15 protein-coding genes are annotated in these 16,411 nt (G+C 51.2%); 7 read left to right on the top strand and 8 right to left on the bottom strand.

Translation table 11 applies throughout. The annotated features are described in order from the left end of the window. Positions 1-30: 30 nt before the first annotated feature. From K0T92_RS06390 to K0T92_RS06365, 6 genes are all read right to left on the bottom strand, one after another. Positions 31-1,161: a hypothetical protein gene (locus K0T92_RS06390; RefSeq protein ID WP_219871620.1), complete on the bottom strand. Its 1,131-nt coding sequence runs from the start codon at positions 1,159-1,161 to the stop codon at positions 31-33. Between the two features lie 72 nt (positions 1,162-1,233). Then, the gene (locus K0T92_RS06385) at positions 1,234-2,676 is read right to left on the bottom strand and encodes a sensor histidine kinase (protein ID WP_219871619.1); all 1,443 of its coding nucleotides are present in this window, start codon (positions 2,674-2,676) and stop codon (positions 1,234-1,236) included. After that, positions 2,673-3,362 (bottom strand): response regulator transcription factor, encoded by a 690-nt coding sequence (locus K0T92_RS06380; RefSeq protein WP_219871618.1) that lies wholly within the window; start codon positions 3,360-3,362, stop codon positions 2,673-2,675. Before K0T92_RS06380 ends, K0T92_RS06385 begins: the two co-directional genes overlap by 4 nt. Positions 3,363-3,373: 11 nt before the next feature. Next, on the bottom strand, positions 3,374-4,330 hold the full coding sequence (locus K0T92_RS06375; protein WP_219871617.1) for an HNH endonuclease: 957 nt from the start codon (positions 4,328-4,330) through the stop codon (positions 3,374-3,376). 300 nt (positions 4,331-4,630) lie between these two features. Then, a complete protein-coding gene (locus K0T92_RS06370; protein WP_219871616.1) occupies positions 4,631-5,167 on the bottom strand; it encodes a type 1 glutamine amidotransferase domain-containing protein in 537 nt (178 codons plus the stop codon). A gap of 90 nt (positions 5,168-5,257) precedes the next feature. Beyond that, positions 5,258-6,271 carry a LacI family DNA-binding transcriptional regulator gene (locus K0T92_RS06365; protein WP_219871615.1) on the bottom strand — a complete coding sequence of 338 codons (1,014 nt, stop codon included), beginning with the start codon at positions 6,269-6,271 and terminating at the stop codon, positions 5,258-5,260. A 360-nt stretch (positions 6,272-6,631) separates the two neighbouring features. Here K0T92_RS06365 and K0T92_RS06360 point away from each other — a divergent pair, with 360 nt between their 5' ends. From K0T92_RS06360 to K0T92_RS06340, 5 genes are all read left to right on the top strand, one after another. Beyond that, the gene (locus K0T92_RS06360; protein WP_219871614.1) at positions 6,632-7,960 is read left to right on the top strand and encodes a sugar ABC transporter substrate-binding protein; all 1,329 of its coding nucleotides are present in this window, start codon (positions 6,632-6,634) and stop codon (positions 7,958-7,960) included. A gap of 101 nt (positions 7,961-8,061) precedes the next feature. Beyond that, positions 8,062-9,372 carry a carbohydrate ABC transporter permease gene (locus K0T92_RS06355; RefSeq protein ID WP_219871613.1) on the top strand — a complete coding sequence of 437 codons (1,311 nt, stop codon included), beginning with the start codon at positions 8,062-8,064 and terminating at the stop codon, positions 9,370-9,372. Beyond that, positions 9,369-10,193 carry a sugar ABC transporter permease gene (locus tag K0T92_RS06350; RefSeq protein WP_219871612.1) on the top strand — a complete coding sequence of 275 codons (825 nt, stop codon included), beginning with the start codon at positions 9,369-9,371 and terminating at the stop codon, positions 10,191-10,193. Before K0T92_RS06355 ends, K0T92_RS06350 begins: the two co-directional genes overlap by 4 nt. Before the next feature lie 25 nt (positions 10,194-10,218). Continuing rightward, on the top strand, positions 10,219-12,018 hold the full coding sequence (locus tag K0T92_RS06345) for a glycoside hydrolase family 13 protein (RefSeq protein WP_219871611.1): 1,800 nt from the start codon (positions 10,219-10,221) through the stop codon (positions 12,016-12,018). Positions 12,019-12,202: 184 nt separating this feature from the next. Further along, positions 12,203-12,790: a 5' nucleotidase, NT5C type gene (locus tag K0T92_RS06340; protein WP_219871610.1), complete on the top strand. Its 588-nt coding sequence runs from the start codon at positions 12,203-12,205 to the stop codon at positions 12,788-12,790. On the opposite strand, the gene K0T92_RS06335 is transcribed toward K0T92_RS06340, so the two are convergent. Next, positions 12,772-13,329 (bottom strand): pyridoxamine 5'-phosphate oxidase family protein, encoded by a 558-nt coding sequence (locus K0T92_RS06335; protein WP_219871609.1) that lies wholly within the window; start codon positions 13,327-13,329, stop codon positions 12,772-12,774. The genes K0T92_RS06340 and K0T92_RS06335 overlap by 19 nt on opposite strands. 114 nt (positions 13,330-13,443) lie before the next feature. Between K0T92_RS06335 and pdxR the strand changes: the two genes are divergently transcribed. After that, a complete protein-coding gene (gene pdxR, locus K0T92_RS06330) occupies positions 13,444-14,886 on the top strand; it encodes a MocR-like pyridoxine biosynthesis transcription factor PdxR (RefSeq protein WP_219871608.1) in 1,443 nt (480 codons plus the stop codon). Positions 14,887-14,891: 5 nt separating this feature from the next. Next, positions 14,892-15,986, top strand: coding sequence for an amidohydrolase family protein (locus tag K0T92_RS06325; protein WP_219871607.1), 1,095 nt, complete (start codon positions 14,892-14,894; stop codon positions 15,984-15,986). 60 nt (positions 15,987-16,046) lie between these two features. Here K0T92_RS06325 and K0T92_RS06320 read toward each other — a convergent pair whose 3' ends face one another. Continuing rightward, positions 16,047-16,406: a (2Fe-2S) ferredoxin domain-containing protein gene (locus K0T92_RS06320; protein ID WP_219871606.1), complete on the bottom strand. Its 360-nt coding sequence runs from the start codon at positions 16,404-16,406 to the stop codon at positions 16,047-16,049. Between the last annotated feature and the right edge of the window lie 5 nt (positions 16,407-16,411).

The raw sequence follows: 16,411 nt of genomic DNA, 5'->3' as shown, positions 1-16,411 counted from the left end.
GCAATGCTACGGCGTTTCGCTGCATTCAAGCTATTTGAGCGATATGAGATACGTGACGAAACTGTATGACGAATTCTCCTGCATCACGGAAGTGGAAGTCATCAGCTTCTTGCCCGACGGACTCCAGCGCAGCTCATCCGATGCATACTGGACATCGACTGAAATTTGTGTCGTCTTGCCGGATACCGCATCCGCGACGAAAATTCCTTTTACCCCGCCGTCTTCAGATATGGCATTGTAGGCAAGCTTGGAGCCGTCCGGCGACCAGCTTGTTCCATATACCTGCGTGCTCTTGGCAATTGTCTGCTTGGGCTTCAGCTCTGCATCGAGCAGCTTCAGCTCCATTTCCGTCTCGGTGACACGCTTGACAAGCGCATATTGCTGCCCATCCGGTGAAGGAATAAACCATGTTACACCCTTGTCCAGAGTCGTCGTTTCCTTCGTCGCCGTATCATAAACGGTCAGTTGATTATTGGTGCTTATATAGTAGACCTTCGTTCCGACCTGCTTCACATTGTAATTGATGCTCTTCTTCGTCTTCGCCAGCAGCTGCACATTCCCATTCACATCCGAGGAATAGATATTGCCGCTGAACGATGGAAAAATAACGCTTTCGTTATCCCTCCACTCGCCGTCACTGGCACCCATAAGCAGGTCTCCCATTGGAGCCGATTTCCGCGTCGCCAGATCCATAATAAACCCTCGGGCCGTGTTCTCCTCATGCTTCTTATAGAAGAGATATTTCTTGTCCGGCGACAGCATTCCGAAGCCTTGGTCGTGAGATTCCTCCTGCAGCGCCTCATCGCTCGCCTGTCCCGCATTGGAATCACGAATATACAGATTATGCGGATACCGCTGCTCACCCTCGATTGTTACCGGCTCCATATTCTTATTCAGCTTATCGATAATCAATTTGTCCTCGCCCAGCCAATCCATACCGCGTACACCCTCGAGCTTGTCAATTTTGACAACCTCCACTTCACTTGCAGCCACCGGCTCAGAATCGATAATGGTAATCGTTTTGTCCGGCTTCTCAATAACCTGGCGGCTGGTGCTATTGACAGTCTCCTCATTGAGCTCTGAACTGCCGCACCCTGCAACAACCAATAGACAGACAATGCCAGCTGCCGCCGCGGACGTCAATTTTCGCTTATTCATCATTGTTTTGCTCCTCTCCTGCTGTTGATAAACAGAGTATACAAGGAGAATTTATCATCGATATATCGAAATGTTTCAAGCTTGTAAACCTTTAGCAGCAATAGGAAACATGACGACAAAGGTCGTGCCTTCTTCCCCCGCTGCAGAGGCTGCAAGCGTAATCCGGCCCTGCTGCAGCTCCACCAGACGCTTGACCAGCGACAGGCCAAGTCCGGTTCCTCCCGTTAATCTCGCGCGATCCTTGCTGACGGTGAAGAAAGGCTCGAACAGCTTCGCTCTCGCTTCCTCCGGTATGCCGATTCCTGTATCACGGAAGGTTATTATTGCCTTACCCCCCTCCGCCTTGCAAGAAACATGAACCTTCCCGCCAGGGATATTATACTTGATGGCATTATCGAGCAGGTTGAGGAAGATGTGGATCAAGCTTTCCCGATCTGCTCTCACCATTACGGGCTGCAGAGCAGTCTCAATCGTCAGATCGAATTTGATCGCTTTTCCCTGCATTCTGCTGCACACTTCAGCCAGCGTCTCCTGGATATCGACCCTCTCGGCATTCAGATTGAACTCATACTGCTCCAAAGCCGACAAGTGCAGCACCTTCTCCACCATCTCCAGCAGCCGGCCCGCCTCTCTGCGGATGTTCATTCGCGCTTCACCCAGCAGCTCCGGATCGTCCCGGTACATATCAAGCAGGTCGGAATATGCAATAATGGAAGTAAGGGGAGTCTTGAACTCATGGCTTACATTGCCGATAAACTGCTTCTGTCTGGCGAAGCTCTGTTCCAATTCGCGGCTCATATAGGTAATGCCTTCACTCAATTCACCAAGCTCATCTCTTCTCCGAACCGGCGATTCCGTGATGAATTGTCCGTCCCGAATCTGATCGGCAGCAGCGCGAAGCTTGCGGAGCGAGGTTACAACACGCTGGACATACAGAAAGCCGATCAGAAAGCTGAGAGCGAGCGCCCCCACCCCAATGTTGCGAAGCGAACGCTCAATGGAGGAATAGAAGGCTTGATCCGACTTCAGCGAGTGCTGAAATTGCACAATGCCGACCTGTCCGACTGACCATACAATCGGGGACAGATAGATCAGGGACTCGCCTGTTTGCTGATACACTGTCTTTCCTTGCCGCGCATACGCCATAATGTCGGCAATTTCCGGCGTTGCGGATAGCGGCAGCGAGTTGCCTATTTCCTTCCCGTTCCCGTCATAGAGCACCACCTGCGAGCCGCCTAACAAATTGCCCAGGTCACTGGCCAGCTCAGGACCGCGCCTGCGAAGAAAGGCAGCCACATCATCCAGCGAGCCGCCGCTGCTCAGGAAGGACTGCCGCACGCGAAGACTGGCGAGCTCGCTCCGCTGCTTCAAGTCACTCTCCACCTTGTTCCTCTGATCCTGCTCGATCCCGCGCAGCACAAACAAGCTCAGCGCCATCACGATCAAGATCAGAATTGCGCCGAGCCCTATCGAGAAGCGCCATCTCAGACTAAAATGAGCCCTGCGCCCTCTTGTCATGAATGGAGCTCCCTTAGTGCCTTGTACCCCACGCCATATACGGTCTGAAGCAGGTTCTGATGGGGCTCTCCAAGCTTCTTGCGCAGACGCTGCATATGAATATCCACCGTTCGCGTGCCTCCCGCATAATCGATGCTCCACACAAGATCGAGCAGCTCATCCCTTGTATACACTCGTTCCGGGTGCGTGGCGAGCAATGCCAGAAGATCGAATTCCTTGGGTGTCAGCTCAAGCGTCTCACCCTCAAGCTGAACTGTCCGATTCGGGATGCTGATATGTATCGCCCCGATCTGGGCTTGCTGTACGCCTTCCTCCGGCTTGTTCTCAAGGCGGCGGAAGAGCGCTTTGACCCGTGCGACAAGCTCCCTAAGATCGAATGGCTTGGTCATATAGTCGTCAGCGCCCAGCTCCAGACCGATGATTTTGTCTACGATATCGTTCTTTACCGTCAGCATAATGATGCCCATGCCGCTTCGATTCTCCAGCTTCCGGGCGACATCATAGCCGCTTAGCTTAGGCATCATGACATCAAGCACGATGACTGTCGGCATGAACACTGCGGCTTTGGCCAGCGCTTCTTCACCATCATATGCAATTTCAACGGTGTACCCTTCACGGCGGAAGGCATAGGCGATGGCGCCAGCTATACTTTGCTCATCGTCAACAACGAGAATCCGCTTCTCCACTTGAGATCACCCTAAAATTCATCATAGTAAACAAAATCAAGGCTGTCCGCTTTCTTCAAATTGCAGTCTCCGCAGGCGCACACGCAGTTGCCCGGTGAAGACAAACCGCCCTTCGATTTGGGCTGCACATGATCGATTGTATCGCCGTAACGGCCGCAATACTGGCACTTATAGGCATCCCGCTGCAGAATCAGCAAGCGGAAATCAGTCTTCGTATACAGCTTATGGATAAGTCCGGGATGAATAATTCCGGCTGCTCCTTCTTCAACCATCCGGACCGCCATCTCGGCTGGTATTTCTGTTGACCATCTCTTGCCGGTCTCCCGGCGGCCGCGCAGCCTTATAAGTCCGGTTCCGCGATCATTAAGCACTGATGGGTCATAGGTGAAGCGGCCTTTGAACGGAACGATCATTTTGTCCGGCGGCCGAACAGGCGGAAGATCATCCTTATCGGCAACAGCCAGCATGGCATTCGCGACCGTCTTGCCGCGTCTGCGCCTGCGCTTTCTCTTGCGCTTGGGTTTCATCTCCGCCCCTTGCTGCTCTGCTGGCAAACGCATCACAGCATCAGAATGATGGGAATCGGAGGATGCTGAATCGGTTGCCCGCTCCAGAAGAACAGTCCGGCCCTCCTCCTCTATAACTGCCGGATCTCCTTGCAGCTGCAATGGGGCGGCTGAATCGGCCCTCGATTTCCCCCGCCTGCGGCGGCGCCTCTTCCGCGAAGCTTTCGTCTCATTGGACTGGGCTGCCTCCTGCGGTTGCGGTTCCTTCTCACTGCCGGATATTGCGGCTTGTCCGGCCTCATTAGCCGGCTCCTCGCCAATGGCTCTGGAGCGTACGGCCTCGCGCAGCCGACGCCTCATGCAAGCACGGCACGTTCCGCGCCTGCTGCTGCTTCCTGAACGCTTCGTATAAGCGGATAACGGCTTCTCCTGGCCGCATGCCGCACAGCTTTTCACATCCATTATTTCCGTTCGCTCCGTTCATTTACTTTGCTGCGGGCTGTTAACCAATAAACGGTGTTCCATTCCTAAATGTTGCGAAACTGCTTTATTGTGCAACTGCCCAAATATGTCAATAATGATACGGTCAATACTCGCGTTTATCTTTCCCTGCCTGTGCAGCTATTATCGACAGCCCCAACTAGAATCATATCATAGATCGGGACGCTTATACCAAAAACCCCCAAATCCACATGAAGAGTGGTTTCGGAGGTTGTATCGCTAATGCATGGCCATCCATGCAGATCATTTATAGGGGAGGCGTCAATAAGCCGCAACACCGAGCTTTTTGATGGTCTCTTCAATGAAATAAGGCTCATCCTCAGGCGTGCGGGATGTAATTAAGTTCTCATCGACAACGACCGCTTTATCGATAAATCTTCCGCCCGCATCATTGATTTCGGCGTGAAGCTGAGGATAGGCCGTCAGGTTGCGGCCATCCAGCAGCCCGGCTTTGACCAGCAGCTGCGGACCATGGCAGATGGCAGCGATCGTTCTGCCGTCCCTGTCCATTTCCTTCACGAAAGTTATAATATCCTCATTATCAAGAAGATGCGAGGGAGACTTGCCGCCCGGTATAATAACGGCATCATAATCCCTTGGATCAGCCTCGCTTGCGGACAAATGCGCCTTGTACGCTATTGTGCCGTTCTTGCCGCGAAGCTCCGCACCTCTCTCCAAACTAATAATAACCGCTTCATGTCCGTTTTTGGTTATCGCTTCATACGGATTCGTCATTTCGGAATCTTCGAATTCATCCCCCAGCAAGAAGGCCACCTTCTTCGTCTGCGCCTCTATCATAAGGTTCACTTCCCTTCGGATATCGTATCGTTCTGCCCGTCAGGCATACCATACATTACCCGATATTGCGAGATGAAATCACGGGATTCATTATTTCCTCTTCGTTGAATCCCGCTCCAGCAGCGCGGGAACGATAAGCCGATGACGCTCTGACCGCTGCTCGTCATTGATTCGATCCATGAGCATTTCTCCCGCTGCTACGCCCAGCTCGAACGTATCCATGTGTACCGCTGTCAAGGCTGGAGTCGTGTACGGAGCCAGAGGATAGTTATCGAAGGTCGCGACCCCGATCTCTGCCGGCACTTGAATGCGGCGCTCGCGGAGCGCTCTCAGAGCACCGAAGGCGATGGCATTATTCATGCATACGACCGCATCCGGAATGGCATCCAGCTCCAGCAGCTCCAGCATCAGCTGAGTGCCGATCGTCGCATTGGCATAGCTGGGCTTGATAAGCCGCTCATCGATGTTGACGCCATGCTCCTCCAGAGACGCCGCATAGCCGCTCATCCGATTCATGAAAATCGGCTCATTCGTTTCCCCGCCGATAAAGGCGATACGCTTGTAGCCTTGCGCGAACAAGTGATCCGTCAACATTTTCCCGCCCAAGCGGCTGTCGATATCCACTTCATGGAGGTGATCCACGCCCGGCATCTCGCCAAGCGATACGAATGGGAATGAAAGAGCATTTAACTGGGCTGCGATCTCTTTGGTCAAGATGGAATTATCCATAATCAGCCCATCCACTTTCTTGTTCAGAACGAGACGATTCATGAAATGCTCCTGTCCCATCGTATGAATATTACTGATTGTAAGCTCATAATTCAGGGGACCGATAACACTTTCTACGCCCCCGATAATGTCATAGAAGAAGTGGTTCAAGAAGTCATTCTTCCGTGACAAGTCGATGAGCAGACCGATATTGAAGCAGCGCTGCTTGGCCAGATGAGTTGCCAGACTGCTTGGGATATAATTCAATTCCCTCATAATTTCCCGAATCTTCCGCTTCGTTGTGTCAGGAATTGAAGGGGCGTCGTTCAACACCTTGGATACTGTTGACTTGGACACCTTTGCCGCTTTTGCTATGTCGTTTATCGTTACCTTCATGAAAACCCTTCCACCCTCCTCCAAGCATGTAAAAAAAAAGTGTTGCTTTAAAAAATGGGTTGTGCTATTTTGAGTTTAAGAAACCGGTTTCCTAAACTGTCCTGATCAGACATGTTTCGATGCTACAAGCAACACTATAACACACCCGGCGAAAAAATGAGAACCACGTGTTTTCCACTCTCGCAGGAGCTATTCAAATGACGTGTCACAGAAAACGAAGCTTATCCTTCCGATGTGTTTTCTGCTTTACGCAGGAGCCGTCCAGGAGACGTGTCACAGAAAACAAAGCATATCCTTCCGATGTGTTTTCTGCTTTACGCAGGAGCCGTCCAGGAGACGTGTCACAGAAAACTTAAGGGGATGAAAACATTGAAAAGAAAAGGATTGCTTATCTTGATGGCCGCACTGCTTACATTCACGCTTGCAGCATGCGGAGGAGCAAATGAGAATAACGGCAAGACCACCAACACGGAAACGAAAACGAACAACACGAATACGCCTACAAATGATAACGCTTCAACGGCAACTGAAGAGGTTGTTCCTGAAGAAGGCGCTTCCTTGCTCGTATGGGAAGAGTCCACTGATTTCGAATACCTCGAATCCGTTGCAGCAGACTTCAAAACCAAATACAACGTTGACGTTAAATTCGAGCACGTAGCAGCACCTGACCAAGCTGACCGTCTTGCTAATGACGCACCTGCTGGTCTTGCAGCCGACGTTGTCATGTTCGCTCATGACAAGCTTGGCAATGCGGTAGAAGCTGGCCTGTTGTTCCCGAATGACGTGCTTGAGGAGCAAACAAAAGCCTCTCATCCAGAAGCATCGATCTCCGCTTCCAGCTACGGCGGAACGCTCTACGGCTATCCGAAATCAGTAGAAACCTATGCGGTATTCTACAATAAAGCCCTCGTTAAGGATCTGCCAAAAACTTGGGATGATGTTATCGCTTTCTCCAAATCATTCACTGACAACAGCGCGAAAAAATACGGCATTATGTGGGAAGCACGCCTGCTTTTCTTCAACTACCCGTTCTTCGCGAACAAAGGCGGCTACATCTGGGGTAAAGACAACACAGACCCGACAGATATCGGTCTGAACAACGAAGGTTCTATTGAAGGCGCGAAATATCTGCAAAGTTTGGCTGAAATTCTTCCGCTGAAAGCAGAAAACATCACTTGGGATGTTAAAACACAACTCTTCACTGAAGGCAAAGTTGCATTCAACATCGATGGCCCTTGGGCGATCAGCAGCTTCAAAGACAAAGTAGATTTCGGCGTTATCCCATTGCCTGACCAACCAGATGGCAGCAAATCCATCTCCCTGTCCGGCGTACGTTCCTACTATGTTAACTCGTACACGAAATATCCTAACGCAGCCAAGCTATTCGCAAGCTTCTTGACGAACAAAGAAAACGCGCTTAAAGGATTCCAAATGACAGGTATGCTCCCTTCCAACAAAGACGCAGCAGCAGATCCGCTCATTACGAACGATCCAATCCTTAGCGGCTTCATCCAGCAATTCGCAAATTCCGTACCAATGCCTTCAATTCCGCAAACAAACAACGTTTGGACACCTATGGAAGGCGCAATTACGAAAATCTGGAATAACAAAACTCAAGACGTAAAAGCAGCTCTTGACGAAGCAGTTAAAACGATCCAAGAATCGCTCGCAAGCACTGCTGCCAAGTAAGACCCGAACTTCATATTGCGTTTCATAACAAATGCGTGGAATCATCAGCGGCTACTTCCTGATGGTTCCATGATTTTTAGAAGGGAGAATGAGGCACCGATATGCCAAACCATGCGATAAGAGCCTCTTTGCTTTCCGTCCTGTTCATGGGCTTTGGGCAGCTGTATAATCGCCAAGTCATCAAAGGACTACTCCTGCTGTTAATCGGCGCTACAGGCCTCACTGCATCGATCCTTTATCTGTTTGACAACATACATGGTCTAATCACGCTGGGAGATCAGTCAAGGCAACTCGTCAAAGTCGGAAAAGTCGTCAAAGCTGTTGATGGGGACCACTCCATCTTCATGATGGTACAAGGGCTTATTTCATTGCTGGCCTTTCTGGGCTGGCTAGGTATCTATCTTTTGAATATTAGAGATTCCTATATTGTAGGAAAACGCAGAGTCGGCGGTTTCAAGCCGAACAACTTCAAGCAATCCGTTCATCATGTTCTGGAACGGAATTTTGCTTATGTGATTCTTTTCATTCCATTTATTTTTGCCCTATTCTTGAATATTCTGCCACTATTGTTCAGTATTCTGATTGCTTTCACCAACTATGCCGCACCCGTTCTTCCACCAGCCAATCTGCTGGATTGGGTCGGATTCGAAACCTTCAAAAACCTGGTTACACTCAAAACCTGGAGCCGGACCTTCTATGGTGTGTTCACTTGGACAATAATATGGGCGGTTCTCTCAACAGCAACCACCTTCATCGGTGGAATTCTCGTCGCAGTATTGATTAATCAACGTGAAATCAAGCTTAAGCGAGTCTGGCGTACACTGCTCATTATTCCTTTCGCTATTCCGAATCTCGTATCCCTGCTTGTCTTCCGCAATCTGCTTAATACTGAATTCGGTCCTATCAATCAATATCTGAGCTGGTTTGGGCTCGGACAGCTGCCATGGCTGACTGATCCTATGTGGGCCCGAGTGACTGTTATCGGTGTTAATATGTGGCTCGGCATTCCTGTCATTATGATACTGGTATCCGGTATTCTGACTACAATTCCGAGAGATATGTATGAATCAGCAGAAGTAGACGGTGCGACCAAATGGCAGCTGTTCCGCAAAATTACGATGCCGATGGTTATGTTCTCTACTGCGCCTGTCCTCATCATGCAGTTCGCCGGCAACATTAACAACTTCAACGTCATCTTCCTGTTAACGGACGGCAATCCGCTCGTCAGCGGCTATCAATATGCCGGAGCGACCGACCTGCTCGTCACCTGGCTGTACAAATTGACGCTGACCAACCGGCAGTACAATTTCTCCGCCGTTATCGGGATTATTATTTTTGTCCTGGTTGCAACGCTCTCTATCTACAACTACCGCAAAACAAGATCCTACAGAGAGGATGATATCATTCAATGAAACCGCGGATTATTCTGTCCTACGCCATCATTCTTCTGCTTGTATGCGCGGCGATATATCCCGCTCTCTGGATTGTAATGTCCTCTTTCAAGGTAGGAGACAGCTTGTATAGTGAGAGTCTTATTCCAAAAGCTCTAACCTTCGATCATTATAAAGAATTGTTTACGAGCAAAAGGCATGCGTATGCAACCTGGTACAAGAACACCTTGTTCATCGCCGTTATGTCCACGATTATCGGCAGCTTTCTGACGCTGCTGGGCTCTTATGCGATCGCCAGATTCCGCTTCTATGGACGAAAGCAATCGCTCATGGTCATGCTTGTCATGAACATGTTCCCGGGCTTCATGGCGATGATCGCGATCTTCATCCTGCTGCTGCAGCTCAATATGCTCGACAATCATTGGGCGCTCATTCTCGTCTACAGCTCAGGAGCGTTCATTACGAACGTATTTGTTGCCAAAGGCTTCTACGACACGATTCCGCGCAGTCTGGAGGAAGCGGCGCGGATCGACGGCGCATCGCATTTCACCGTGTTCTACCGGGTCATCCTTCCACTTTCCACGCCGATGCTGACCTATATCAGCTTGGTCGTATTCTCCGGATCGTGGGTTGACTTTATTTTCGCCCGCTTGATTCTTCGATCGCAGGATAAGATCACACTTGCTGTTGGTCTGTACAACATGGTCAGCCAGCGCAACTCCACCGAGTTTACCTTATTCGCGGCGGGTGCGGTGCTGCTGTCTATCCCTGTGTTCGTACTGTACTTCTGGCTGCAGAAATATTTGGTCGAAGGACTAACAGCCGGAGCATCAAAAGGATAAAACTTCTGCCCAAAGGAGCCTGCATATGTTGTTAGAAGCCATCTATCATTCCAATGACATTCCCTATGTTTTCGCGGTGGACCGCAGCACGATCAAAATAAGAATTCGCGTCAAGAAGAACGACATTGTCCGCTGCGTTCTGATGTGCTCCGATCGTTATGATTCACCGGGCAAGGAACTGCCTATCGAGCTCTCCCATTGTGCGGCGACTCAATTATTCGATTTCTACGAAGGGCTTGTTACCGTACCGACCAAACGTCTGCGGTACCAATTCCTGCTTACCGATACAGCAGGCAAAGAGATCTGGTATGGGGAGAGAGCGCTGTCTGCAAGCCGGGTTGGCGCGGGTTATTTTCAATTCCCTTATCTCTGCGACGCCGATCTTCATGAACTGCCCTCCTGGATTGCAGATGCAGTCGTCTATCAGATCTTCCCTGACCGGTTCCATCGCGGGGAATGTCTGGACACGACTGCGCCAGATACAAGGACATTGAATGACTGGTCGGATGACAAGCCGAATGAGCTTTCCCTTTATGGCGGCAACTTGCAAGGGATCATCGAGAAGCTTCCTTATCTGGTGGACCTTGGGGTCAATACGATCTATATGACGCCTATATTCGCTTCGCATTCCAATCATAAATATGACACGATCGATTACTATACGATTGACCCAGTGTTCGGCAGCAAGGAAACGCTGAAACAGCTTGTCGAGCTTGCTCATGCTTGCGGCATTCGTGTGCTGCTCGATGCCGTATTCAATCATACCGGCGACGATTTCTATGCCTTCCAGCAAGCTCAGGAGCAAGGCGAGCAATCGGCTTACCGGAACTGGTATCATTTCAACGAAACGTCAGCCGCAGTTGATCCCGATCATACCGGGTATGAGACATTCGGTGTCAATGTAAGCACAATGCCTAAGCTGAGAACCGCTAACCCTGATGTCAGCGCATATTTCATTGATGTTGCGCTCTACTGGCTCAAGGAGACGGGTATCGATGGCTGGCGGCTTGATGTCGCCAATGAGGTCGATCATCAATTTTGGCGCAAGCTGCGCCAAGCTGTTAAGCCTCTCTACCCTGAGGCGGCATTGATTGGCGAAATTATGCACTACGCGGGGGCTTGGCTGCGCGGTGATCAATTCGATGGAGTTATGAACTATTGGCTGCGTGACGTGATGCTCGATTTCTTCGCAGCGAAGTCGATCAGCGCAAGCACATTCGCTGGCCAGCTCGATGAAATTCAGATGTCCTATACGGATCAAGCTACAACCGCAATGATGCAATTGCTCGGAAGCCATGACACGCTGCGGTTCCTGACCGCTTGCTCGCGGGGCGGATGGGGCTGGCAGAGCGGAGAATCCACGATGGAGAGAATGAAGCTCGCTGTCGGGTTCCAGCTCACCTACAGCGGAATGCCAATGATCTACTACGGTGATGAAGTCGGGATGACAGGCAAGAGCGATCCCGAATGCCGCAAGCCTATGGTCTGGCAGGAGGAGAAGCAGAACAAATCGCTGCTCGCGCACTACAAGAAGCTGATTCGGCTGCGGCATGAATATGCACCGCTCCGTTGCGGCACAACCCGCGTATGGTTCGTGGATGAAATCCATAATACAGTCGGCTTCCTTCGCTCTCACGGCGAGGTGACGATTGGCATCGTGCTGAACAACTCCCCTACGTCCTGGACGGCCGCGCTTTCGCTGCCATCGCAATGGCAAGGCGGCAGCCTTCGTGATTTGATGACCGATAAGGTGTATTCGGAGGCACAGTCGCTGTCCATTCCGCTGCAAGCTTACGGGATGGTCATTCTGACCGATCAGCATTAAGCATTAAGGAAAGATCAGGTGGCAGACTGATAAGCATCTGGCTGCCAATACCAGCCGCCGTGTCTCATGCTGGCGCTGGAACCAGAGCTGCACAACTTTAATAGAAGAGGTCTCGGTCGCATGCAAATGAGACAGCCGAGACCTCTTCTTATTATGATCTTGAATGAGTACAATGCTAAGGAGAGTGAGTAAGCTGCATATCGGAATCGATTTGGATAATACCGTTCTTGATGCCACCACGGCCCATTTGACATGTTATAACAAGGTCTCGGGATTATCGCTGACCGCTGAGGATGTCAGTGATTTTTACATATACCGCATGTACGGATGGGATCAAGCCGAACGCAATCAAATTTACCATCGCCATGGCCATGACATTCATTCGAGCTCTGTTCCGTACCCGTTGGCCCCCGAGACCATTCGGAATTTATATTCGAAGCATCAGATTACGATCATGACAGCCAGACCGGCGATGTTTCGCGATGTCACTGTGAAATGGCTGGACGCTTACGGGATACCCTATCACAATATTGTATTTACGGAAAACAAGCGCCTTGAATGCGAAGCTGCGAGTGTTGATGTTCTGATTGATGATGCCCCCCATTATGCGAATGAATTTGCGCTGCTTAATCGGCCGTACTTCTTGTTCCACCAGCCCTACAATACGACCGTGCAGCATGAGCAAGTCCGCCGCATCTTTCATTGGTCAGAGGTCGAGGGGCAGCTCGCGCTAATCAACAGCATCCTCTCCTCTCAGTCGCCTATACCGTAATCATCGCCAATCTTCTTTCCTGGATAGTACATCCGCTCTTCCTTGCGCTCATTTTCTTTGGCTGATAGAGAGGTTGGCTTCAGCTTCAAAACTGCCGTCCTGCTGCCAAGCGATGACCGGTGCCTGTCTATATGTGTCTTTGTCAGAGGGGTATCGTAGTAACCGGGGACATATTTGTCCAGCATCTGCTGCATCGCGGCGGTCGCTTCATCCAGACCGGTCACCAGCTCCACAGAGCCGAACAGCATGACACTCATATAGGCCGTATCGGTATGGGCAGGAACGGGCGAGGTCATCGAGCCGTATTCCTCACTAATTGTGAAGCAGCACTGCGCGTTCTGCTCTAATATAGACATTTTCCTCCCTTCCGTCGCCCCGTGAAAATAAACCGTTTCGTTCCACCATATGAAGTTCAAGGGTACAACATAAGGGAGCCCGCCATCGGACAGCCCGAGAAATCCTGTCTGAGCATGTATAAGAAAATGATTGATTTTGAAATCGTCGGTGCATGCCCGCTTTTGCAATCGAATGGGGAACATTGGTGTAATCTCCTCTCATTTCTATATTATCTGTGATATTATATAGAATAGATGAGAAATGTCCTTGCAAAAAGCGACAGATTGCATCAATCTCACAGGGACAGACGGTGGACAATGATTGCGATAACCCCATGGCTCGACAAAGAAAGCAGCACCCCCATCTACATGCAGCTATACAGCTTCATGAAGCAGGAAATAGAATCGGGAGCGATCAAAGAGGGAAGCCGTCTGCCTTCCATCAGGCAGCTGTCCGCTCATTTGAAGCTCAGCAAAAATACGATTGAGACCGCCTATCAGCAGCTCGTAGCTGAAGGCTATGCCGAAAGCAGGCTGCGCAGCGGACTGCGCGTACTGGCTTTGGAACAGCCTCCTTCGGGTACGGTTCTTCCCCCGGCATCTGCCGCCGGAATCCGCAGCCAGAGCCAGAAAGAGGCTTCGGTGCGGTCCCGGTATGATTTTCGTTATGGGGATGTGGAGCAGGAAGCATTTCCGTATGCGCTTTGGCGCAAATGTCTGCTCGGAGCGCTGCAATGCGACCCCAAAGAGGTGTTCGGCTACGGACATCCCCAAGGCTCGCCCGCTCTCCGCAGCGAAATCGCCCAATATTTGTATCAATCACGAGGTGTCAGCTGCTCTCCGGACCAGATCTTCCTCTCCTCGGGAACGCAGCAAGCAGTAAGCCTGCTTTGCCAGCTGCTCCCATTAACAGGAGAGACGATCGCGATGGAGAATCCCGGCTACGAGGGCGTCCGAACCGTATTCAACAATCATGGATGCACGGTTGCGCCGATAGGCCTTGATCATGACGGGCTGTCATTGACCCAATTAAGCCGGCAGAAGGCGAAGGCTGTCTATGTGACGCCATCCCATCAATTTCCGCTCGGCATGGTGCTGCCCATTCAGAAACGCAACAAGCTGCTTCAATGGGCTGGCGAGCACGACAGCTTCATTATCGAGGATGACTATGACAGCGAGTTCCGTTACCAGGGGCAGCCTATTCCCGCACTGAAAGCACTGGATAATGACGAGAGGGTCATCTATCTGGGCTCCTTCTCCAAATCCTTTATTCCTGCAGTAAGATTAACCTATACCGTCATGCCGTTGCCGCTTACGCAAGCATTCCAGCAGCGCATGGGCTCCTACAGCCAGTCGGTCTCTCCCCTTCTGGGAGCCGCGATGCTCCTGTTTATGAGAGAAGGGCATTTTGAACGGCATATCCGCAGAATGAGACGGCTCTATCAGACGAAGCATAAAGCTATGATCGCCGCCATCATGAACCATATGGGCAATCATGTGGAAATTATCGGACAGAAGGCCGGACTGCATCTTATACTTGTTGTCCATAATCGAGAGAGAGACGAGCTTCTGCAATTGGCGGGGCAAGCTGGCGTTCATGTCTACTCGCCGCAGCATCACTGGACAGACCCGGGCGATTGTCCTTCCTCCTACATCATGCTGGGCTTCGGCGGGATGAACGGGGATATCATTGAGGAAGGAATCAGGAGGCTTGGGCAAGCATGGTTCGGCTCTGGATCACATTACGAGGATAATAGGTGACTCACATGAACAAGAAGAAGAAGCATCGCAATACGTTATATGCGATGACCGGGACGCTTTTTATCGGGATCATCATCATTAGCAGAATCCTGTTCCATGACGATGCTGATGTGCTCGAATTGGAGAAGAGAGAAGGCAGCGGCTCTGAGCTGTCTTTGACCCAACTAATCGAATTATATGGCGGCCTCCCGCTCGCCGATGTCCATAATCATGGCGCCAGCAGCTCTAATTATACGTCGATAATCAACCTGTGGCAGCGCAATGGTGTTGATCGTATCGTCCTGTTCGGAGACGTCTCCGAGCCAAGCGCGGTGAATACCGATGAGACGGCATGGGAGGCCTATGAGGCCCATCCTGACGTTATCATTCCCTTCTTCTCCGGGATCGATCTGCATGATCCATCCAGTGTGGAGGTTGCAAGGGAGAAGCTGGAGAGAGGTTACTATGGAATCGGGGAAATTGCTGCTGCTTCGACTCATTCGCCCTTATTAGCCAATGTTCCCTGGAAAACCGAGCATCCGATGGATGGCTACCTGCCTCAGCTCTACGAACTGTGCGCGGAATACAAGGCGCCTCTGCTCCTCCATATTGATCCTCCAAGCGGCGTGGCCGTTGACAAGCTGGAGGAGGCGCTCGAAGCCTACCCGGACACTACCTTCATATTCGCACATGCGAATGTGTATAATTCCCCGGATAATATCCGGCGTTTGCTGGCGGAGCATCCCAATTTGTATGTGGATTTCTATGCCGGATTTACAGCATTCAATAGTGGAAGCAACGATTCACTTGAGGATTTTGTTGAGGTGATGCGGGCGTTTCCGGACCGGTTTCTGTTAAGCACCGATTCAGGGTTCGGCCTACGCAGCAAGGAGCTGGCGATCGAGGCGATGTATGGAATGATTCATTCGCTGGATGACAGGAAGCTCGCAGCAAAAATAGCGTATGAGAACTTTGACGCGCTCATGAAGAGGCAGCCTGCAACCAGGACACAACTCCAGGAAATCCGCAAGCTGAAGGGGGCAGCGGCAGACCGCGCAGCTTCTGCTGCCGCCCCTCTGACGAAGATGGAAGCCGGACTTATTCTGCTTGGACAGCGATAATGAGCTGCCGGGACCGCTCCTGAGGCCGCTGCACGCTTCGCCTTGCCGCGCACTGCTTTATTAGCCTTTAGCTGTTCCTTCTATGAATCGGCCCGTGGCAACGAATCGGCGGTCTCCGAACGCGTACGCCACCTGCTCCTCCAGCCGTTCTCCGGCGAGATGCTTGCGAACAAGCTCTCTTCCCAGTTCAGGCGTAATGCCGTTGTACCATACGCCCTCCGGGTAAGCGATAACGACACAGGCATCCGAGCATCTGCCGTTGCACCGCGTTCGGGAGGTGTGGATATACCTGTCCGCCTGCAAATCGGCGATCTCGGCGCGAATCGCCTGGGTCACTTCCTCGCCGCTGCGCTTCATGCAGCTCCCGCCATTGCATATGAGCAGGTGGCAGTATGTCTCTTGCAAATTCCATGTCGTCATCTCTT

The sequence above is a fragment of the Paenibacillus oenotherae genome (assembly GCF_019443105.1).
Taxonomy (GTDB): Bacteria; Bacillota; Bacilli; order Paenibacillales; family Paenibacillaceae; genus Paenibacillus_Z; species Paenibacillus_Z oenotherae.
The sequence above is the reverse complement of the archived record's forward strand: the minus strand, read 5'-3'. Positions and strand labels throughout refer to the sequence as shown.